The organism is Variovorax sp. DAIF25 (genome assembly GCF_050711835.1).
GTDB lineage: Bacteria > Pseudomonadota > Gammaproteobacteria > Burkholderiales > Burkholderiaceae_C > Variovorax.
The window spans coordinates 1,398,011-1,415,297 of sequence record NZ_CP136637.1 but is presented as its reverse complement, the minus strand read 5'-3'; the positions used below and the strand labels follow the sequence as shown (position 1 = coordinate 1,415,297).

The following is a 17,287-nucleotide window of genomic DNA, read 5'->3' as shown; positions in this document are numbered from 1 at the left end:
TTAGCCCATCTGGGCGGCAAGAATTGGCCCGTGGATGGCACAATGGGCATCGATGCCATTGAAGAGGTCACCGCCATGAGAAGAGATGTGAACGACACCCTCGTGTTCGTGCGGGTGGTGCAGGAAGGCAGTTTCACCGCGGCGGCACATGCGCTGCAGATACCGAAGACGACGGTCAGCCGACGGGTTCTCGAACTCGAGAAGCATGTCGGCGCTCAGTTGCTGAGGCGCACCACGCGCAAGCTCAGCGTCACCGAGGCCGGTGCGATCTACTACGAACACTGTCGAGGCATTGCCGCGACGCTGGAGCACGCAGAGGGCGAGGTCCACAAGCTGCGCGACGGCCCGCGCGGCTGGCTCCGCTTGACGATGCCCTATTCATTCGGCGTCGACTGGATTGCTCCGCTGCTGCCGGGCTTTCGTGCGCGCTACCCCGACGTGAAGATCGAGATCGTCGCATCGCATGCGACGCTCGACCTGGTCGAGTCCGAGATCGACATCGCGCTGCGCCTGGGCGAACTGCCCGACTCCAGTCTCATCGCTCGCCGACTCGCGAGTTTTCCCTCGGGCGCTTTCGCGAGCCCGGCCTACGTCAAGCGCGCTGGCTTTCCCCAATCGCCCGAGCAACTGTGCGAGCACCGCACACTCACGTTGCATCAGGCGCGTCGTGACGTGGGGTATGTGTGGCCCATGCGCAAGGGCACGGGCAAGCCGCGCGGATTTCTCGTCCATCCCGCCATCGTCGCGAGCGATCCACTTTTCCTGCATCCCGCGCTGCTGCAGGGCGAAGGTATTTCCTTGGCGATGGAGATGAGCATGGCGGCCGACGTGAAGGCGCGCCGGCTTGTGCGCGTGCTTCCCGCGTGGTGGGGGCCGCCGCAGGAGCTGAATGCCCTGTCGTCACGTGCGCATTTGCCGTCGCCAAAGGTGCAGGCATTCATTGCCTACCTGAGGGAGCAACTGCGCTTCCCTTTGACCGATTAGAAGCCTGCAACCTGCCCAGGTCGGGCGCGCCTACCCAGTCGGCCGGCGGCAGGAGATGCGAAAGGGCGGGCACCCCGGATGCTGGAGCTTGGCGCGAATCTGGTCCGGGGCACGCGCCCGTCGCACGTGCCCGCCCGTGTTTCGTCTAGGTTATCGATGAATACCGGCGCGCCCGCGCCCTGCAGCTCCGGGTAGTTCAGGGTGATGAAGTCGCCTGCGCTGAACAGCCTCCCGCTGCTCACTTCGGCTTCCTGTTCGAGCACGCGGCTCTTGCCCATGCCCCGGGCGCCGAGCAGGACGTGGGCTCGTGCTGAACGTGTCTGGGCCAGCGGAATCGGGGGCTCAGCCTCGCCGTCCTGGTGTCGATGGCAAGTCCGTGGAGCCAATATCACGCCCTCATTCCTCCCGGTGGATGTGTAAGTCCAAAAAGTTCTTTGGAGACACCTTCGAGGCCGCTCCCGCCAGTTTACCCCTTGTTTTTATAAATCGGAGAAAATGGGGTAAAAGACAGACGCCGGCTCATTCAAAGCGTTTCCATAGCTTACAAGCCCTTGATTTAGTTTGGTTTGCACCAATTTTCTCAAAATCAGATTTTGAGGTGTAAATGACCCTTCCTCGAACTTCCGATACTGCCGCCAAGCAGATCCTAGACTCCACGCGGGTGTACAGGGAGTACGCGCGCGTGCGTGGGGAGTCGCGGCATCTGAAGGGCAGCGTGTTCTGGAAGAAGGTCGGATCCTATGAGTACCTCGCCCAGAAGGTGCAGGGGAAGGTGAGGTATATCGGGCCGCGCAGCGTGGAAACGGAGCGCCAGTTCGAAGAGTTCCGGCAGAAGAAGACGCAACTGCAGCAAAGGGCTCGGACGCTCAAGGAAAGCGTTGAATCGTGCCAGCGCATGAACAAAGCGGTCAGAGCCGGGGCCGTTCCCACGCCTGTGATGGAGGTGCTGCAGGTGCTGGAAGAGAGGGGACTTGCCGAAGGCAGTGTGGTGTTGGGCACGTCCGCCCTGTTCGCTTATGGGCAACCTGCGGGCGTTCGCCTCGAGGAGATTTCTTCGCCGGCGCAGGGCAGCGTGGTCGAAGGCGCCAAGCATTTCCTGCAAGTGCTGCTTCACGCTCCCGAGCGCAATGTCGAGGCAGCGCTGCGGGAATTGAAGGAGGCCGTGGACGCCATCGTGGAGGTCGCTCCCGCGGGCGGCGGCAGCGAGCGAAGCTACTTCCTTGTCGAGCTCACGTTTGGCCGAGAGCATGAACCTTCGAAGCGATTGGGCAAGGAGCGGTACTGGCGGACCTTGGCGACCGAAATGGCTGCAGCGGTCGAGCATGCGGGTCAGTTCGAGCAAGTTGTGATCGGCAAGACCGGCACGATGGCCACGATGCGGACTCTGGATCCACAGTTCTTCGCGTTGTTCACGCACGCGGCTGCCGAGGCTCGGCCGGCAAAGGGGCATGACCCGCAATTGGCGCGATGCCAGGCGGCGCTCGTGGATTCGTTGATCACAGACTATCTGGTCGTGTCCAAGTTGCCTGAGGAAGAGTGCCGCCGCACTGTTGACGACATCGCGCAGCGCGTCTTTGCACGAGCTGATTGATGGCATACACGGAGCGCGAGGCGGCTGAGACCGCCCAGATCGTCCAAGCGCAGAAGGCCTTCACCGAGCACCGGAATGCGCAAGCCACCCTGGGCGCGCTCGACTTCGACTACGTCTGGAAGGCGGGGCCGACGGCGAGCACCTTCACAAGGTGTCCGGCGCCGGCCAACTGCTGAAGGACTTCGGGCCTCGGGACGCCGCGCTCGAAGGCATCGCAAGCAGCCACGCCGAGAAGAAGGCGGGAGCGATCCAGGCGCGTGATCACTGGGCGCGCGAGCATGCGCACATGCAGAGGTTGAACGTCGCCAACCAGGTGGGACGGCTGCTGGTGACCCCGGTGAAGGTCCTGGAGGTACTGTGGCAGCGCGGAATCATGGCTTACTACACACGGTGATCGGGACGTACGCCATGTACGCCTACGAAGCGGCGGCCGGCATTGATTTCGACGAGCCGACGATGGCAACCAACGACGTTGACCTCTTCTACACCGCCAGCAAGCAGATGAAGTTTGCGGAGGTCGTGCCCGGACGGCGGAGCATGATTGAAGTATTGCAGGAGGCTGATCCGTCGTTCTTTCGGAACGAGGAGCAGAAGGAATCGGCCATGAACGGCCAGGGCTTCTCGATCGACTTCCTGCGGCGGGAAGAGGCAGAAAAATTCACCGATGCGTTCTCCATCTCGGGAGCCGAGGGCGATATCTACCCTGTCAAGGCGAAGCGGTCGAACCGGTTTCTGGGCTCGCCCTCGTTCGAACAGGTGGTGATTGCCGTGGACGGGTCGATGACCCTGATCCGCACGATCGACCCGAAGACTTTCATGGAGTTCAAGGAGTGGATGTCGGGGGTGCCGGATCGGGAGGTGCTCAAGCGTAACCGGGACAAGCTCCAGGCACTGGCGGTCAAGCAGCTGCTGGCTGAGGGTCGCCTTATCTCTAGGCTCTAATTGGTGGCAGCCTGCGGACTGTTCGCATCGATCACGAACGGTCATATCCGGGCGAGCCCAGAGCGTGCTGGCAAGCGCTGTCGTTGCGGAGATAACGCGGTTCGCAAGCCCGGTGCGTCTGTGGTTCGATCCCGAGATTTTCCGGTTTTGCTTGGCCTAGTTTGGTGTACCCGCGTGTGTACTCCGCGATGGGGCGAAGTGGTGAAAGTGAGTGTTGGTACGGTTCGCGGCGGGTTTTTCGATTGCGCCCCGGCCACCGAATTTGTCTTCTGGATGAACAAGTGAGCCTGACTCGGACGAGTCGGGCTTTTTTGCGTTGCCTCGTGTAGGCATGCGGGATGCGCGTGCCACTCGTTGTGTGCCGGGCCCGGTTCGCAACACGGTAGAAGCCGCTGTCGCGGCCAAGTGGCATCGGCCTTGGCGAGTCGACGCGTACTTGAAAGCCCGCATTCGCATCAATCGCCGCGTCAGGAGCCGTTGGAGAGGGAGGAGAGTAAGTGCGGTCTTGCTGGCACCTTGACCGTAGCACGGCGTTCTCGCCGTCAAGGGCTGCGCGCCGCTGGCGGCGCTTGCGGCCTGCGGCCGTCCTGGACCCCTGACAGCTGCGCTGCGCCGTGCGGGCCACGGTTTCGGGCAATCCCGCCCGACAACCGGAGATCATCATGAATGAGAAATCGCACGTGTCGATGGAGCAGCATGTCTGCCTGGTGTGCGGTGTCAGTTTCGAAACCGGCAACCTGCTGTTCGATCGACGTCTGCGCGCGAGCATGGAGCGCCACACGCTGACTGGCTGGAGCCTGTGCGCCGAGCATCGCAAGATGTTCGATGAAGGGTTCGTTGCCTTGGTCGAATGCGATCCGCAACGCAGCGGGGCTGCGTCGGCCCAGGGCAATCTTCGTCCGGAGCAGGCGTATCGCACCGGTCAGATCGCGCACCTGAAGCGCGAAGTGTTCGATCGGCTGTTCGACGTCCGGCTGGCGGCTGACAAGCCTTGCGTGTTCGTGGAGCCTGGGTTGATCGAGCAGCTGCAGGCCATGGTCGGGCCCCAGGCCGACTGAAGCGCCGTCGGCGCTCGGAAGCGCATTGACGCGCATGGATGCGTCGGGCGCTTCCTCAGGGTCGCAACGCGACCCTCGTGCGCGCGGCGTGAGCGTTGCTCACGTACCGCGCACCCGGGGCGTGGCCGGAACGAGCGCTTGCACGCTGCGCCACGCCATGGTGTGGCAGCTTGATTGACGCATGTCCCGGTGCTTTGCAGCGCATGACGACGGTGGGGCGTAGGCGACCGCGACCGTGAGCGCAATGCTTTGAACCCCTTCGTTGGGGTTGGGGGGCTGGGGAGGGCTTGCCTGTGAGCCCTGAGGCTACCCCATCGTTCTCGCGTTCAAGGCCCTGCGCGCGCATCCTGAGGCATGCGGCGGTTGGTCGGAGAAAACTGTCTTGTCGCCTTGATCAACACGGCAAGTCCATCTCGGCCCAGACTGTTCCGCTTTTCGAAGGAGATTCGGACGTCGAACGCCCACCGATCCAAGAAGCTGACAAGGTTCGCTGGGCGACCTCATCGAATCACAGGTGGTCAATCAGCGCGGCGACATAGTTGGTGCGTGTGTGCGGCACGTCCACCACATCCACCAAGTTCGGGTGCCGGAAATAGATGATCAGGTAGGGGTACTTGGGCAGTCCCCATGAACGTAGGCCAGGCATCCCGAGTTCGGCCTCGAGCCGTGGCGAGCCGGCATCAGGGTTGCGTCTGATGAGTTCGTAGGCCTTCTGCAACTCATCCACGAAACCCCTGGCCGCGTTCGGAGCCCGCATGGTGACGGCGTAGTATCGAATCACGGCGGCAATCTGCGCGCTGGCGCGAGGACGGACAAGAAACCTTTTGGCGCCTTTCAAGCTCAATCCGCCTTCTTCTTCCTGCCAGTTTTGGAGGCAGCCTCCCCGGTCCTGCGCCTCGCGGAGGCCGCTGGCTGACTTGTCTGTGTCGATTCGGCCTGTGCGATCTCGTCGCGCAGTGCGTCGAAGTGGGCTGGTGTCCATTCCACGGAGGGCCCGGATTCAAGGCTGGAAAGAATGACAGCCCGAAATTGCTCGCGTGCCAAGTCGCGGCGGATCAGGTCTCGCATGTATTCGCTCGCATTGCCGTAACGGCGCTCCGCGACCTGTGCATCGACGAAAGCCTTCATCTCTTCCGGAAGTGAAATGTTCATCGTCGTCATGCAAGATACTCTATAACAATATGGCAAACTTTGCCATAACGTGGACACTCCAACGACGAGCGCCTTGCGTGACCTGCGCAAGCCTTGGGTTGACGGCGTGTCCACTGGACTCAGGATGGCCCGGGGGCGATGTCGTCGATGGCGTCCCGCAATGGCCTCTCCCTGCAGAAGAGGACACCTTGGTGACCGTCGTGGAGGGTGTGGAGGGCTTGCCTGTGAGCCCTGAGGCTACCCCATCGTTCTCGCGTTCAAGGCCCTGCGCGCGCTTCGCGTGCTCGGCGCGTGCCGCGCGCCTGCGGCGGCCTTGAGCGCTGCGCTGCGATGGGGTGGCGGGGTCTCGCAGGCAATCCCGCCTGTGTCATCCACAGGAGTTCTTCCTCATGAACACACTCGCTTCTTTTGCATCCGCTGGTGCGAAATCATCCGAATCCTTTGCGTCGTCTTCGATGGTCGCGCGCATCGAGTGCGAGGTGCTCGAAGCGTTGCATGCGCTGCTCGGCGCTGACGCAGGGCAGCTCTACGAGGCGCATGGGCGATCGCTGCATCGGCTGGTTGGTGCCGCGCGGGATGCATCACTGCCGGGGTGCGAACCGTTGCTGTGCGGTCTTCGACTGGCGCGTGCGCTGCTTGTCGAGGAGATGCTGCCGGGCGAGGCCTTTGGTTCGCCGAAGGCGGTGGCAGACTATCTGAAACTGCACTTCGCAGGGCAAGGGCACGAAAGCTTCGCGGTGCTGTTTCTGAACGCGCAGCATGGGCTGATCGCGTTCGAGGACCTGTTTCGCGGCACGCTCACGCAGACCAGCGTCTATCCGCGCGAGGTGCTGCGTCGTGCGCTGCGGTACAACGCCGCGGCCGTCATCCTGGCGCACAACCATCCATCGGGCATGGTCGAGCCGTCACGAGCGGACCTGGCGTTGACGGCGGCGCTGAAGGACGCGCTGGCGTTCATCGATGTGCGGGTGCTGGATCACGTCGTCGTCGCTGGAAGTTGCACGGTGTCCATGGCCGAGCGTGGCCTCGTCTGAACGAGGCCGGGGCGCTGCGCGCCCCATTCTTTGAGACTGCGCCGCTGCAGCGGTTGCGCGCTTCGAGCCCGGCGGACGGATGAAAGGCAAGCCTCGATGCTTTCGGTGGGCGGACGCCGTAGCGTCGCGCACGGCCTTGCCGTTCGGCGCTCGGTGAGCGCAGCGCGTCGCCATACACAACAGCATCCAGCTCCAGCGCTTGGCCGGCGCCTCGAGACATGTCACTGGATTGCGCAGCACGCGTGCTGCGAGTCGGAAGTCTTCTCTCGTGAGGGCAAGGCGTCATCGAACGACGAACGAGAAAGGGATGTCGTGCTACGCAGCGTGAGCGCGATGGAGGATGGCGAGCCCCTTTATGCCTTTCAGGGACTGCGCCAGCGCGCAGGCAAGTCACGACTTGACCCCGCCGGTCGGCCCGGTGATCAGCACGCTGTGTCTGGAGTCGATCCAGTCGCCCAGCGTCAGGCTCATCACGGCCTGGCGGTCGACGCCGCGGCCGGCGCGAGCGCCCCCGTCATCAATGGCTGCTCGCCAAGATTGATACCACGGCCAAGATGCACACCAGAGCCCAGGTTCGTGACGTGGCTCAGGGGCACGCGAATTCAGAAACGCATTCCTGCACTTTAGGCGAACGCATTTCCACGAATAGACGCCGTTTTCTCCAGTTACGCGGAAAAACCGCTTGATGGCTATCGCCGTTAGCAAGCAAACGGCTGTGTCTTGACATTTGTGGCTTCGGTAGCTACATTTACTGTTTGGCGACCGCGGTCCAGTAGCATCGCTCGATTTGGTCAAGGGCAGTCATGAGTCTGCGCGAGGAATACGACATCGAGATGCCGGTCTGGCGCAGGTCGCTGCGGCTTGCCGGCGGGAGTTGGGGCACATCTTCAACGACGGGGCTACCAGGAGCGCTGGGCGCAGCGTCGCGCCACCGCGCGATCACTGGATCATGGAGCTCGACGGCTGGACTAATCTAAAAACCGGCGAGAACTGGCGAGCAGGGAAGGCGTCTAACTTTTCAGCCTGGACCCTTCGGGAGAAGCTCGCTGAAGTGCGAGCCCGGGCCGGCGATGTCTACAACTTTTACGTCAAGCTGCAGGCACTCGATCGGCGCGTGGGCGTGCCTTTTGGCTGGTATTTCTGCATGCTCGATGGCGACCGCGTTCATGCTGAATCGGGTGAGCACGCGCTGTAGGCGGCCGAAGACGTTCGGACCCTGCTGCAGGAATGCGACTATCAGGTGTTGAAGACCTGGAAACAGTGGCCCTATAGGTTTCAGGAGAGATGGAAATGAATGCCCCCCACGTGATCACGAGCCGCGAGTTCGGCCACAACGTCAGCAGCGCGAAGCACCTGGCCAAGGAAGGTCCGCTCTTTATCACCGACCACGGCGAACCTGCCTTCGTGCTCCTCAACATCGGCGACTATCGAGCGCTCTCCCGAGGCGACGGCGATAGTACGGTGTCGCTGCTCGAGCTGATGGACAGCATGCCCGATACGTCGGAAGTCGAAGACTTCGAGATCACTCCGACGGCCATCCAGCTGCGCCCGGAGGTCTAAGGGTGTACCTGCTCGACTCCAATGTGCTGGCCGAACTGCGTCCAGGAAAGCTCGGCCAATCAGAAGAGGTCCGGCGCTGGGCTGGAACAGTTCCACAGAATCAGTTTTTCCTTTCGGCCATCACAATTCTCGAACAGGAGGAAGGCATCGTGCGCCTGGAGCGCCGTTCACCGCCCCAGGGACAAGCGCTGCGTCGGTGGGCCACGGCCGTCCATAAGGCATTCGCTGGGCGGATCCTAGCTTTCGGCGAGCGTGAGGCGCTGTTGTGCGCGCCCATGCATGTCCCCGATCCAAGAGCTCGACGCGATTCGATGATCGCCGCCACTGCGCTTTCGCACGGTTTCACTGTGGTCACCCGCAACACCAGCGATTTCGTCAGCATCCGAGGGCTGAAAGTGTTGGACCCCTGGAACGCATGAAGCTCAATCAAGGATTTCGCCATACCTTGCAAGTCGCTGCGCGTAAAGCATTTCGCATTCATTTGAGTGATCGCACGGGAGGTGGACCCGCTCAAGAGCTGGGAATCTACTTGGGCCAGGAAAGCCAGAGCATCGACGCGCGCAAGGTCCCAACGGCCATTGCATGGATCTTCAGTGAATTTGCAGTTCTGTCCCGCGGCAAGCGCGCTCCGGCCACGCGCGCGTAGCAGCGCGATCTGTTTGGGTGTTGTTTTAAGAGAGCGCAGATCTCTCGAGAGTGCCGGCCAGCCGTTGCCGCCCGGAAACGACGGTCTGAAGCCTGACCATCTTGGTGGTTCATGCTGAGCGCAACGCCTTGGGTCGAGCGGCAGCGTTGCTGTCGCTGAGGCGATGGAGGGTGCGCGCATGCGTCGGTGTGCAGCCCTGGGCGCAGATCGCGCTTCGCGCGGCGCATTGTTTGCGCGAAGCTTTGCTCGCCTGAAGCGAGTCCCACGAGTGATTCGCTTAGTCCTCAACAGGTCAGAGCAGGATTCAACAGCTCGATGCCAGCACCCTTGCACTTGATCCAGGGACCACCAGGGTGCCCCTTGCCATCCCAGGCGGCCAGTGCTTGGCGCGCCTCGCGTGCATGTTCGTAACAGTAGCGGCGGTAATAGCCGACCGGGTCTACGCCGACGACCACGGCGGTGGTGAAGTTGAATTGGCGAATGCCGCATAACTCGCCTTCGAGCTCGCAGATGTCTGTGTAGCCGTCCGCTGCCAGCGCAGGCGCCCACGGGTGGTCGGCGAGCTGCGAGGTGATGGGCGAGGACGGCTGGGTGAGCGTGGTCATCAGGGGATTGTGGCTCCCCGGTGCGAGGTTGGGCTGCAGCGGCTGCGGAAGTTCGGATGGCGCGATGGTGGTGGTGCTCGATCGCTCCTGATCCACCGGTGAGGTATGGTCGGCGGTGTTTTCCGAAGTCCATCAAATGGGTAAAACTCTGGTTTCGAAGGATCTTCCATGGCTGCCATTTCCGCGACCGTCGGCTCCTCCGACATCGAGCGCTTGGCGCGCGATCTGCCGTCGTTTTCTGCGACGAAGCTGGCTTCGGGCATGCAGGCGGTCGCCAGCACGGTGATGGCGCGCGGCGCGGTGGTGATCACGCGCCACGAGAAGCCCGCCATGGTGCTGATGTCGGTGGAGCGCTACCTGCAGATGGCGCAGGCGTCGGAGCCGGACCTCGAGGCCCTCACGCACCGCTTCGACGACATGTTTGCGCGCATGCAGGGCGAGGCGGCTGCACGCGCGATGGACGATGCATTTGCCATGGATTCTTCGGCGCTGGGTGAGGCTGCGATCGCCGCCGCTGCGGCTGCCCCGGCCGCGCCTGCTTCGCGCGGCTGATGCCGGCAAGGATCTTTGTGCTGGCCGGCGTCAACGGCGCCGGCAAGAGCAGCGTGGGCGGCGCCGCGTTGCTCCAGAAGAAGGTCGACTACTTCAACCCCGACCTGGCAGCCCGCGTGGTGCTGGATGCCAATCCGGGCCTGACGGCCGAGGAGGCCAACGCCCGGGCCTGGGAGTTCGGACGCAAGGGTTTGGAGCGAGCCCTGGCGCAGGGACTCAACTTTGCCTTCGAGACAACCCTGGGCGCGAGGACGATCCCTCAGATGCTCGCCGACGGTGCGCGCCAGGGCGCCCAGGTTCATCTCTGGTACGCCGGACTCTCCTCGCCCGAACTTCATGTTGCGCGCGTGCGGTGGCGGGTCGCCGCCGGTGGCCATGACATCCCCTCATCGCTGAGGTTGTAGGCATGCTTGAGGTATATCAGGCTGGCCCCTCAGACGCAGGGGAAGTCGCGGGCGCCCGGCGGCGGCAGCACCTGCGCTGGCGACCCGCACGCTGGGGCCAGACAGTTCGCCCTGCGCAACGGTCCGGCCTTCGCATACCTGGCGGGCAAACTCCGGTACCAGCGCGGTCTCCATCTGCGCCCAGGGCAACTGGCTGGCCAGCATCACCAGCGGTGGCGTGCATCAATCATCTCGGCCGGCGGCTGCCGGAAGAAATCGGCCAGGAATCACATCGTGGTGCGTTAGTTGTCAGGGGATCTCACACCAAACTGCAGCACCCAGTGCTCATGTGGGGTGGCAGGGTTTTGCATGTCCGACTGGCTACCTGCCCTGCCGCGGGCGGCGCGCTTTGACTTCGTTCAAAAAAGCGCGCTGTCTGCGGGAGCTTCCTATCACCAAGCGACTACCCCTTGGAGGGAACTTGACGTTCTACGTAATTCACGAAAATGGTGCTTCTACGGAGATTTCCTCATGATTACTGTTTCCGCAAGCGAGTTCGCGAAGAATTTCGGCCACTACCGCGAGATGGTTCAAGCTGAATCTGTGGCAGTCACTAGCCATAACCGCGTGACTGGGTACTTTATTTCGAGAAAGGAGTTCGACGAGTTCGAACGCCTGAAGGCTCGCGCGACAAAGTCATATGAGGTCCAAGACCTGCCAGCTGAGGCGATTCAAGCGCTATCAAGCAGCGCTATGGATTCGAGTCACGATGCCTTGAACGCACTGCTGCGCGACTAAGTGCATGACTTTTCCGAAACCCGAGGTAGGTCTCGTCGTCTCGTTTGCCTACTTGTGGAATCACGAAGAAAAAAAAGGGCAGACGGAGGGAGTTAAGAATCGACCTTGCGTCATCATCACAGCCGTCGAAGAAGTCGAAAATCGAGTCGTCGTCACTGTTTCTCCGATCACGCATTCACCCCCAGAAAGTGCAAACCTCGGCGTCGAAATGCCACCCCCCCTTGAGTAATACGATAAGGCCTTGCGGTTTGAGATCCATTTTGTATGGCATCCGCTATTCGCGAATAGCGAATATCGCCGATAAGCTTGCCTTTGGCAAGTGATAGACGCCTGAACGTCAAAACGTCAGCGAAGCCTTGCGCGACCGTCCAGAGCCCCGAACCACGACGGCTTCAAGGGTACAGCCGCTGCATGCTCCGACAGTCCTCGGTCGCGGCCTCGTTGGAAGAGCTCATGTAGTTCGCTCCGCGGGTAGACCGGGCTCAGACACCTTGCGTTCGACGGTGTCTCGGCCGATAAAAGGTACCGCGCAGGCTGTCGATCTTTAAATAGCTCGAGCTCAGCAACTGCAACTGCCAACAGCAGGCGGGTTCTTGCTTCTCCCTTTTGAGGTGCCGACATATGGGTTGGCTAGCTTGCGCCTGCGCTGGGCGTGTGTGCTGCGTTGTCGTGTGTGCTGTGTTGTGCCGGCGTTCGGTGGACAAAGCGATCGCGGTTGCTGGCGCCGGATGCGATCGGTATTGCAGCGAGAACGCCGGCGCCGTGGGTGAAGTCATGCAGGGCGCCCCAGCGGCTTCGCTGCTGTCGGGCTGCTCCAGGTTCGCGCCTTCGCGCTCATCCCCTGCGGGGACGGCTTGCAGCCGCCTTGCGCATCCCTGGCGCGGGGCCTGCGGCCCCTGACATCCGCGATCAGACCTGTCTGCGGCAGGTGGGGGCGCTCGCCGCGCGGCGGTTCCGGTGCGCCTCGGCCCGGCGTCTGGGGGCTGCCGTCTTCCTGAGTGCTTCACCTTCTCGGCGACCGTGCACCCGCGCGGCCGGGCGACCGGCTGCGCCTGCAAGGGGGTGTTCATAACGCTGCGCGTTACGAATGCTTCCCCCTTGCTCTCCCGTCCGAGCGTGCGCGCTGTGTCACCGGGCGAAGAACTCAGGAAGACGGCGGCCAGGCTCGGCAGCTCGGCCGATGCGATCCGGAACCCTTTCACGAGGGGCTCTGAATCTAGGAATCCGGCAGGGCTTTGTCCATGCACCCATCCATTCACTGATTCACGCACTGAAGCGATCGAAAGGAAACGCACATGACTGCCAGAGCGACTGCAAGAACCCCCGCGGATACCACTGCGAGCACCGCCACCGTCCGGGCCAAGGTGGCGCGCGCCGCTGCCAGCGATGGTGCCGCCACGAAGACGCCGCGGGTCGAAAGGCCCAAGCGTGCAGGCGACGCGATCAAGGCGCGGCCTTCGAAGGCTGCCCCGCCGCAAAATCCCACCCACGAGAAACCGGTTGCGAACGAGTCCGGTGCCATTGCTGCCGCGCCGGCGCGCGACATCGACGTGCCGCTGCATCAACTGGTGCTCGACGACGCCAATGTCCGCAAGGTCCGCAGCGCAGGCGGCGTCGAGGAACTCGCCGCGCTCATCGATGCGCAGGGCCTGTTGCATCGCCTTGACGTGGTCGCCCTGGCCGATGGTCGGTTCGGCGTCATCGCCGGGGGGCGGCGTCTGCTGGCATTGCACAAGCTCGCCAGCGACGGGCGATGGTCGGCGGCCCGGCCCGTGGAGTGCAGGCTGTACGACAGCGCGCAGGCGGTGGAGATTTCGCTGGCGGAGAACTCGGGGCGCGAAGCGATGCACCCAGCCGACGAGGCCGAGGCCTTTCTGGCGCGGGTCGAAGCGGGGCAGAGCGTGGCCCAGATCGCTGTGCGCTTCGGCGTGGCACCGCTGACCGTCGAGCGCCGTCTCAAGCTCGCCCGGCTTGCGCCACGCTTCCTCGCGATGTACCGGGAAGGGAACATCGCGTCGGACATGCTGCACGCGCTGGCACTGACCGACAACCACAAGGCCCAGGAGGCCGTGTGGGACGGCCTGCCCACCTATCGACGGGACGCCTGGACCATCCGACGCCTCCTGACCGAAGGCGCAGCTACCGCGGAAAGCCATCTCGCGCGCTTCGTGGGCGTCGAGACCTATGAGGCACGCGGGGGCAAGGTCCGGCGCGACCTGTTCGCCAATGACGATACCGGCCGCTCGGGCATCTATCTGGAGGCACCGGGGCTGCTGCGCCAGCTCGCCACGGAGAAGCTGCAAGCGGCGGCCGAAGAGGTGCGCGCCGAGGGCTGGGCATGGGTCGAAGGCTTGATCGATGCAGATCGGCTGGCTTTGCGCGCCTATGGGCAGCAGGCGCCGTCCGAGCGTGCGCCCAGCGACGCGGAGGCTGGCATGTTGGCCGCGCTGGAGACCGAGCGCGAGCGGCTCAACGCGGCCTACGATCAAAACGAGGCGAAGGCACTGCAGTTCGAGGACGATGGCGATGGCAACGACGCGTATGAGGCCGAGGAAGTTCGGTTGTCGGGCCTGTTGAGTGACCTCGACGACCGGATCGATGCGGCGCGCGCGGCGCTGCGGGTCTGGACGCCCGAGCAGTTGGGACGGTGTGGTGCGATGCTGCGCATCGACAGCGACGGGACGCTCGCCGTGCATCGTGGGCTGCTGCGTCGCGACCCCGCCCATGATGCAGCCTGCGGCGCTGGCACCGAAGACGGCGAAGGGTTGGTCAGCAGGGCAGGGCGGGGCAGCGAGAGCACTGAGGCGGCCGAGGCCGGCAAACGGCGCTCCGTTTTCAGCGAGAAGCTGATGCGCGACCTCACGGCCCATCGCACCGCCGCCTTGCAGGCCGCGCTCACGCAGGACGTCGACGTGGCGCTCGCGACGCTGGTGCACCGCATGGTCGAGACGGTGTTCGACCTCTATGACCGAGGCAACGACATCGTGAAAGTGACGGTGCGCCCCACAGGCGATCTCGCGCTCGCCGAGCATGCGAGCGACTACATCCATACGCCCGCCGCCGCGCTGCTGGAGCGCGCCGCGAGCGATTGGGGCGAGCGCCTGCCTCGTGATCCGGCCGTGACCTTCCGCTGGCTGCTCGCGCAGGAGCGTCAGACCTTGCTGGAACTGCTGGCGTACTGCACGGCCCGCAGCATCGACGCGATCCAGGGCCGTGAGCGCCGGCGCAACCAGAGCGATGCGATCGCCGAGGCGCTCGGCCTGGACATGGCCGACTGGTGGACGCCCAGTGCTGCGAACTACCTGCACAGCGTGAGCAAGGCCAAGGCGGTAGAGGCGGTCCGGGAAGCCAGTGGCATCGACTGCACCAAGGAAGTCGCCGCCATGAAGAAGTCCGAGGCCGCGGACTATTGCGCCGCCAAGCTCGAAGGCACGCGTTGGCTGCCTGTTCCTTTGCGGCCGCTGGTTGCCGGGCCGTCGCAGGCCTGCGCGGACGCCCAAGCCGAGCAGGAGAAGAACGATGGGGCAGAAGAAGCCCTGAACCGGGCTGGGCCGGATGGCGATCCGGTCTCGGACGCTGGTCGTGACCAACCGGACCAGGAAGCCTAGTCGGCTGGACTGATACCGAGCATCCAGCCCGCGAGAGCGCGCCTGAGCCTGTCGCCCGTGAATGTGCGGGCGGCGGGCTTTTTTGCCTGAGCTCGTGCTTTGATGCATGACGGACCGCGCGGATGCATGACCTCGCGAACAACGAGCGATGGCATGTCGTTGCGGCAATCCGCTTCCACTGGCGTCGTGTGCAGGGGGCGGTGGCTGGGCTTTTTTTAGGGCGGCTGGTCAGCGCGCTGTGCGCGATTACCTGTTCAGCGCGGGCTTGGGCCCGCGGGTCGTGTTGTGTGGAGCGCACGACTCGCTGCGCCTCGTGCTGGCAGGGCACGAGGTGGCGTGGGGGAGGGCGTGTCGCGGGGGCGCGTTTTTTTTTGGGCGGCTGGTCAGCGCGCTGTGCGCGGGTCGCTGGTCAGCGCGGGCTTTGGGCCCGCGGGTCGCGTTGTGTGGAGTGCACGACTCGCTGCGCCTCGTGCTTGGTGAGGCATGGCGTGTTGTGGCGGAGGCTGGGGACGGGGCTGGCTCGCGTGACCTTCAGCGTGCCACGCCGTTCTCGCTGTCAAGGCCTGCGCGCGCTGTGCGCGCTGGCGGCCTGCGGCCGTCTTCGAGCCTTGACCGCTGCGCTGCGGCGTGACCCTGACGGTCCCGGGCAATCCCGCCCTTTCTTTGGAGCGTCACATGAATGCCTCGTACTTCTTTTTGAGCGACGAACAGGTTCGGCGACTTGCTGCGAATGGCCGCGCATCGCGCGAATTTGAGGCGCGCGACGAACTCTTCGATCCGTCACCGGTGGTCAAGCTCTTCACGCCGGATGCCGGCGCGACGTGGTTGCTGAGCGAGATCGATCCCGCCGATCCGACGATCGCCTTCGGCTTGTGCGATTTGGGTCAGGGCTATCCCGAGCTGGGATGCGTGAGTCTTGACACGCTGGCTTGCCTGAGGGGGCCGTTGCGCTTGCCCATCGAGCAGGACGTGGGCTTCCAGGCGACGCGACCGCTCAGTGCCTATGCAGCCTCTGCGCGCCTGGCGGGCCGCATCGTGGCCTGAGCGGTCGGTTTGTGCCGGCGGTATGGCAGCCGGCATTTTTTTGCTTTTTCTACGTCCCTTCTCTCTTTCTTGGTGAGGGGCGCTGCCCTTTGCGTCTGTGGGAGGGCGGTCCGAGGTTGCTGCGATGGGTACTAGGCGCGGCGCTCAGGTCGTTGCCTGGTGGCCAGGCCGTTCCCGGGACCGCCTCTTTCCGACGCCTGGCTGCGGGCCTTGCGGGCGCCAGGGTGCGGCTGCGCCCCCGTCCTCACCCGGTCCCTGCGCTTTGCTGCGGGCTGCGGCTTGCGGGCGGGCCCTGGCGCCCGCGCGGTCCTCGCCGTCATGGCGTCGAGGCGGCTCCGCGGGAGCCGGCCCGTCACCTCAGAAAGGCAGACTCACCATGGACACCCCCGATCCTCGTACGCCATTCACACCCTCCGCCGCGGGCGGTCTGCCCGGTGGCGGCGGTCCGCTTGAACCGCAGGCTTCAATCGTGTGGCGCTACGCGCTCAGCGTCGATCGTCACTGGGCGCTGGTCTTCGATGCGCAGGGGCGCAATCTTGGGGAGGTTCACCGTCCCGCCCTGGCCGCGGGGCCTGATGGCCGGCTTCTCACCTTCGAGCAGGTCGTGCGTCTGATGTGCGCGGCGCCGCGCATGCGCACGCTGCTGCAGGAGATCGTTGCAGCTGGTGGCGCCGACGTGCCCGCGTCCCGCGCGCAAGATGGGTGCTTGGCGCGTGCCCGCGCCCTTCTGGCGGAGCTGGGGTAGCTGTCCCGCCGACACGGCCGCCCTCGTCATTGGCTGGCGGCCGCGGGCCCATGCGATCGTATGCGGTCTTTTTATGCTCAGGGAATCACGATCGATGTGTCGGTCTTCACGCGATCGAGTGCCACGAGCGAGCGAAAACTCTTGACGGCCTCGTTCTGCGCCAACAGGCGCCTCGTGAGACCTTCGAAGCCGCGCATATTGGGCGCGACCAAGGCGCTCGCGCCTTCGCTCGTCCTCAGCGGCGCGGCGCGCTCGCAATGTGCTGGAGAACTGTATGAGCCGCCTGCTCTCCCACTCATGGTGGTCGGACAGATGATTCTCTTTTTTGACCGTTTTGCGCTCGTCTTCGTGATCTTGAGCGTGCTGGCCTGCCACGCCGCGCGTCGCAGCCGGCCCGAGAAAGGGAAGTTCGCTTGAGCGAACGCTAGGGTGTTCGGCATGCCGAACACCTGCTGAAGAGCCAAAGCTGGTGTTGGCTGAGGGGTCGACGGCGATGCCATGCGCTTCGAGGGGGCGGGGGCTCGCTGCTGGCGAAGTCGGGCGCTCACATGAGCGTGGAAACCAGGTTTCCAGCGTTGGGCGCTT

Annotated in this window: 21 protein-coding genes and 1 pseudogene; 17 read left to right on the top strand and 5 right to left on the bottom strand. The window is 64.0% G+C overall.

Annotated features, from left to right (window positions below; genetic code table 11):
• Positions 1 to 42 precede the first annotated feature (42 nt).
• The 6 genes from R0232_RS40790 to R0232_RS40765 all read left to right on the top strand — a co-directional run bounded on the left by R0232_RS40790 (position 43) and on the right by R0232_RS40765 (position 4,575).
• Positions 43 to 984, top strand: a complete 942-nt coding sequence (locus R0232_RS40790; RefSeq protein ID WP_431513104.1) for a LysR substrate-binding domain-containing protein — start codon at positions 43 to 45, stop codon at positions 982 to 984.
• 604 nt (positions 985 to 1,588) lie between these two features.
• Positions 1,589 to 2,575 carry a GSU2403 family nucleotidyltransferase fold protein gene (locus tag R0232_RS40785; RefSeq protein ID WP_431513103.1) on the top strand — a complete coding sequence of 329 codons (987 nt, stop codon included), beginning with the start codon at positions 1,589 to 1,591 and terminating at the stop codon, positions 2,573 to 2,575.
• A complete protein-coding gene (locus tag R0232_RS40780; protein ID WP_431513102.1) occupies positions 2,575 to 2,751 on the top strand; it encodes a hypothetical protein in 177 nt (58 codons plus the stop codon). The genes R0232_RS40785 and R0232_RS40780 overlap by 1 nt, the downstream gene beginning before the upstream one ends.
• On the top strand, positions 2,727 to 2,969 hold the full coding sequence (locus tag R0232_RS40775) for a hypothetical protein (protein ID WP_431513101.1): 243 nt from the start codon (positions 2,727 to 2,729) through the stop codon (positions 2,967 to 2,969). The genes R0232_RS40780 and R0232_RS40775 overlap by 25 nt, the downstream gene beginning before the upstream one ends.
• Positions 2,970 to 2,983: 14 nt before the next feature.
• On the top strand, positions 2,984 to 3,517 hold the full coding sequence (locus R0232_RS40770; protein ID WP_431513100.1) for a GSU2403 family nucleotidyltransferase fold protein: 534 nt from the start codon (positions 2,984 to 2,986) through the stop codon (positions 3,515 to 3,517).
• Positions 3,518 to 4,179: 662 nt separating this feature from the next.
• Entirely contained in the window at positions 4,180 to 4,575 is a 396-nt protein-coding gene (locus R0232_RS40765; protein ID WP_431513099.1) for an ATPase, read from the top strand.
• A 508-nt stretch (positions 4,576 to 5,083) separates the two neighbouring features.
• Here R0232_RS40765 and R0232_RS40760 read toward each other — a convergent pair.
• Complete coding sequence (locus R0232_RS40760; RefSeq protein WP_431513098.1) at positions 5,084 to 5,419, bottom strand: type II toxin-antitoxin system RelE/ParE family toxin; 336 nt, start codon at positions 5,417 to 5,419, stop codon at positions 5,084 to 5,086.
• Positions 5,416 to 5,736, bottom strand: coding sequence for a type II toxin-antitoxin system ParD family antitoxin (locus R0232_RS40755; RefSeq protein ID WP_064262423.1), 321 nt, complete (start codon positions 5,734 to 5,736; stop codon positions 5,416 to 5,418). Before R0232_RS40755 ends, R0232_RS40760 begins: the two co-directional genes overlap by 4 nt.
• Before the next feature lie 380 nt (positions 5,737 to 6,116).
• On the opposite strand from R0232_RS40755, the gene radC reads away from it, so the two are divergent.
• The 5 genes from radC to R0232_RS40730 all read left to right on the top strand — a co-directional run bounded on the left by radC (position 6,117) and on the right by R0232_RS40730 (position 8,967).
• Complete coding sequence (gene radC, locus R0232_RS40750) at positions 6,117 to 6,761, top strand: RadC family protein (RefSeq protein ID WP_431513097.1); 645 nt, start codon at positions 6,117 to 6,119, stop codon at positions 6,759 to 6,761.
• Between the two features lie 949 nt (positions 6,762 to 7,710).
• Positions 7,711 to 7,956: a hypothetical protein gene (locus R0232_RS40745; RefSeq protein ID WP_431513096.1), complete on the top strand. Its 246-nt coding sequence runs from the start codon at positions 7,711 to 7,713 to the stop codon at positions 7,954 to 7,956.
• A gap of 95 nt (positions 7,957 to 8,051) precedes the next feature.
• Positions 8,052 to 8,321, top strand: coding sequence for a type II toxin-antitoxin system Phd/YefM family antitoxin (locus R0232_RS40740; protein ID WP_057607292.1), 270 nt, complete (start codon positions 8,052 to 8,054; stop codon positions 8,319 to 8,321).
• Between the two features lie 2 nt (positions 8,322 to 8,323).
• Complete coding sequence (locus R0232_RS40735) at positions 8,324 to 8,740, top strand: type II toxin-antitoxin system VapC family toxin (protein ID WP_082322257.1); 417 nt, start codon at positions 8,324 to 8,326, stop codon at positions 8,738 to 8,740.
• Positions 8,737 to 8,967 carry a hypothetical protein gene (locus R0232_RS40730; protein ID WP_431513095.1) on the top strand — a complete coding sequence of 77 codons (231 nt, stop codon included), beginning with the start codon at positions 8,737 to 8,739 and terminating at the stop codon, positions 8,965 to 8,967. The genes R0232_RS40735 and R0232_RS40730 overlap by 4 nt, the downstream gene beginning before the upstream one ends.
• 284 nt (positions 8,968 to 9,251) lie before the next feature.
• Here R0232_RS40730 and R0232_RS40725 read toward each other — a convergent pair whose 3' ends face one another.
• The gene (locus R0232_RS40725) at positions 9,252 to 9,572 is read right to left on the bottom strand and encodes a hypothetical protein (RefSeq protein WP_431513094.1); all 321 of its coding nucleotides are present in this window, start codon (positions 9,570 to 9,572) and stop codon (positions 9,252 to 9,254) included.
• A 168-nt stretch (positions 9,573 to 9,740) separates the two neighbouring features.
• Here R0232_RS40725 and R0232_RS40720 point away from each other — a divergent pair, with 168 nt between their 5' ends.
• Both R0232_RS40720 and R0232_RS40715 read left to right on the top strand, forming a co-directional pair.
• The gene (locus tag R0232_RS40720; protein WP_296729018.1) at positions 9,741 to 10,124 is read left to right on the top strand and encodes a hypothetical protein; all 384 of its coding nucleotides are present in this window, start codon (positions 9,741 to 9,743) and stop codon (positions 10,122 to 10,124) included.
• On the top strand, positions 10,124 to 10,528 hold the full coding sequence (locus R0232_RS40715; protein ID WP_431513093.1) for a hypothetical protein: 405 nt from the start codon (positions 10,124 to 10,126) through the stop codon (positions 10,526 to 10,528). Before R0232_RS40720 ends, R0232_RS40715 begins: the two co-directional genes overlap by 1 nt.
• Here R0232_RS40715 and R0232_RS40710 read toward each other — a convergent pair.
• Positions 10,510 to 10,758 (bottom strand): annotated as a pseudogene (locus R0232_RS40710) (IS5/IS1182 family transposase); the annotation flags it as partial. The gene R0232_RS40715 and the pseudogene R0232_RS40710 sit on opposite strands and share 19 nt — an antisense overlap.
• A gap of 280 nt (positions 10,759 to 11,038) precedes the next feature.
• On the opposite strand from R0232_RS40710, the gene R0232_RS40705 reads away from it, so the two are divergent.
• The 4 genes from R0232_RS40705 to R0232_RS40690 all read left to right on the top strand — a co-directional run bounded on the left by R0232_RS40705 (position 11,039) and on the right by R0232_RS40690 (position 16,702).
• On the top strand, positions 11,039 to 11,305 hold the full coding sequence (locus tag R0232_RS40705; protein WP_203206465.1) for a type II toxin-antitoxin system Phd/YefM family antitoxin: 267 nt from the start codon (positions 11,039 to 11,041) through the stop codon (positions 11,303 to 11,305).
• A 1,295-nt stretch (positions 11,306 to 12,600) separates the two neighbouring features.
• Positions 12,601 to 14,913, top strand: a complete 2,313-nt coding sequence (locus tag R0232_RS40700) for a ParB/RepB/Spo0J family partition protein (RefSeq protein ID WP_431513092.1) — start codon at positions 12,601 to 12,603, stop codon at positions 14,911 to 14,913.
• 675 nt (positions 14,914 to 15,588) lie between these two features.
• Positions 15,589 to 15,957, top strand: a complete 369-nt coding sequence (locus R0232_RS40695; RefSeq protein WP_431513091.1) for a DUF2958 domain-containing protein — start codon at positions 15,589 to 15,591, stop codon at positions 15,955 to 15,957.
• Between the two features lie 376 nt (positions 15,958 to 16,333).
• Positions 16,334 to 16,702, top strand: coding sequence for a hypothetical protein (locus tag R0232_RS40690; protein WP_431513090.1), 369 nt, complete (start codon positions 16,334 to 16,336; stop codon positions 16,700 to 16,702).
• A 77-nt stretch (positions 16,703 to 16,779) separates the two neighbouring features.
• On the opposite strand, the gene R0232_RS40685 is transcribed toward R0232_RS40690, so the two are convergent.
• Positions 16,780 to 17,142 (bottom strand): hypothetical protein, encoded by a 363-nt coding sequence (locus tag R0232_RS40685; protein ID WP_431513089.1) that lies wholly within the window; start codon positions 17,140 to 17,142, stop codon positions 16,780 to 16,782.
• Positions 17,143 to 17,287: the final 145 nt, after the last annotated feature.

What these genes read in the sequence shown, in the direction of transcription:
- R0232_RS40790 (WP_431513104.1), top strand. Translation starts at nt 43, where the DNA reads ATGGGCATCGATGCCATTGAAGAGGTCACCGCCATGAGAAGAGATGTG.
- R0232_RS40785 (WP_431513103.1), top strand. Translation starts at nt 1,589, where the DNA reads ATGACCCTTCCTCGAACTTCCGATACTGCCGCCAAGCAGATCCTAGAC.
- R0232_RS40780 (WP_431513102.1), top strand. Translation starts at nt 2,575, where the DNA reads ATGGCATACACGGAGCGCGAGGCGGCTGAGACCGCCCAGATCGTCCAA.
- R0232_RS40770 (WP_431513100.1), top strand. Translation starts at nt 2,984, where the DNA reads ATGTACGCCTACGAAGCGGCGGCCGGCATTGATTTCGACGAGCCGACG.
- R0232_RS40765 (WP_431513099.1), top strand. Translation starts at nt 4,180, where the DNA reads ATGAATGAGAAATCGCACGTGTCGATGGAGCAGCATGTCTGCCTGGTG.
- R0232_RS40755 (WP_064262423.1), bottom strand. Translation starts at nt 5,736, where the DNA reads ATGACGACGATGAACATTTCACTTCCGGAAGAGATGAAGGCTTTCGTC.
- radC (WP_431513097.1), top strand. Translation starts at nt 6,117, where the DNA reads ATGAACACACTCGCTTCTTTTGCATCCGCTGGTGCGAAATCATCCGAA.
- R0232_RS40745 (WP_431513096.1), top strand. Translation starts at nt 7,711, where the DNA reads ATGGAGCTCGACGGCTGGACTAATCTAAAAACCGGCGAGAACTGGCGA.
- R0232_RS40740 (WP_057607292.1), top strand. Translation starts at nt 8,052, where the DNA reads ATGAATGCCCCCCACGTGATCACGAGCCGCGAGTTCGGCCACAACGTC.
- R0232_RS40730 (WP_431513095.1), top strand. Translation starts at nt 8,737, where the DNA reads ATGAAGCTCAATCAAGGATTTCGCCATACCTTGCAAGTCGCTGCGCGT.
- R0232_RS40725 (WP_431513094.1), bottom strand. Translation starts at nt 9,572, where the DNA reads ATGACCACGCTCACCCAGCCGTCCTCGCCCATCACCTCGCAGCTCGCC.
- R0232_RS40720 (WP_296729018.1), top strand. Translation starts at nt 9,741, where the DNA reads ATGGCTGCCATTTCCGCGACCGTCGGCTCCTCCGACATCGAGCGCTTG.
- R0232_RS40715 (WP_431513093.1), top strand. Translation starts at nt 10,124, where the DNA reads ATGCCGGCAAGGATCTTTGTGCTGGCCGGCGTCAACGGCGCCGGCAAG.
- R0232_RS40705 (WP_203206465.1), top strand. Translation starts at nt 11,039, where the DNA reads ATGATTACTGTTTCCGCAAGCGAGTTCGCGAAGAATTTCGGCCACTAC.
- R0232_RS40700 (WP_431513092.1), top strand. Translation starts at nt 12,601, where the DNA reads ATGACTGCCAGAGCGACTGCAAGAACCCCCGCGGATACCACTGCGAGC.
- R0232_RS40695 (WP_431513091.1), top strand. Translation starts at nt 15,589, where the DNA reads ATGAATGCCTCGTACTTCTTTTTGAGCGACGAACAGGTTCGGCGACTT.
- R0232_RS40690 (WP_431513090.1), top strand. Translation starts at nt 16,334, where the DNA reads ATGGACACCCCCGATCCTCGTACGCCATTCACACCCTCCGCCGCGGGC.
- R0232_RS40685 (WP_431513089.1), bottom strand. Translation starts at nt 17,142, where the DNA reads ATGCCGAACACCCTAGCGTTCGCTCAAGCGAACTTCCCTTTCTCGGGC.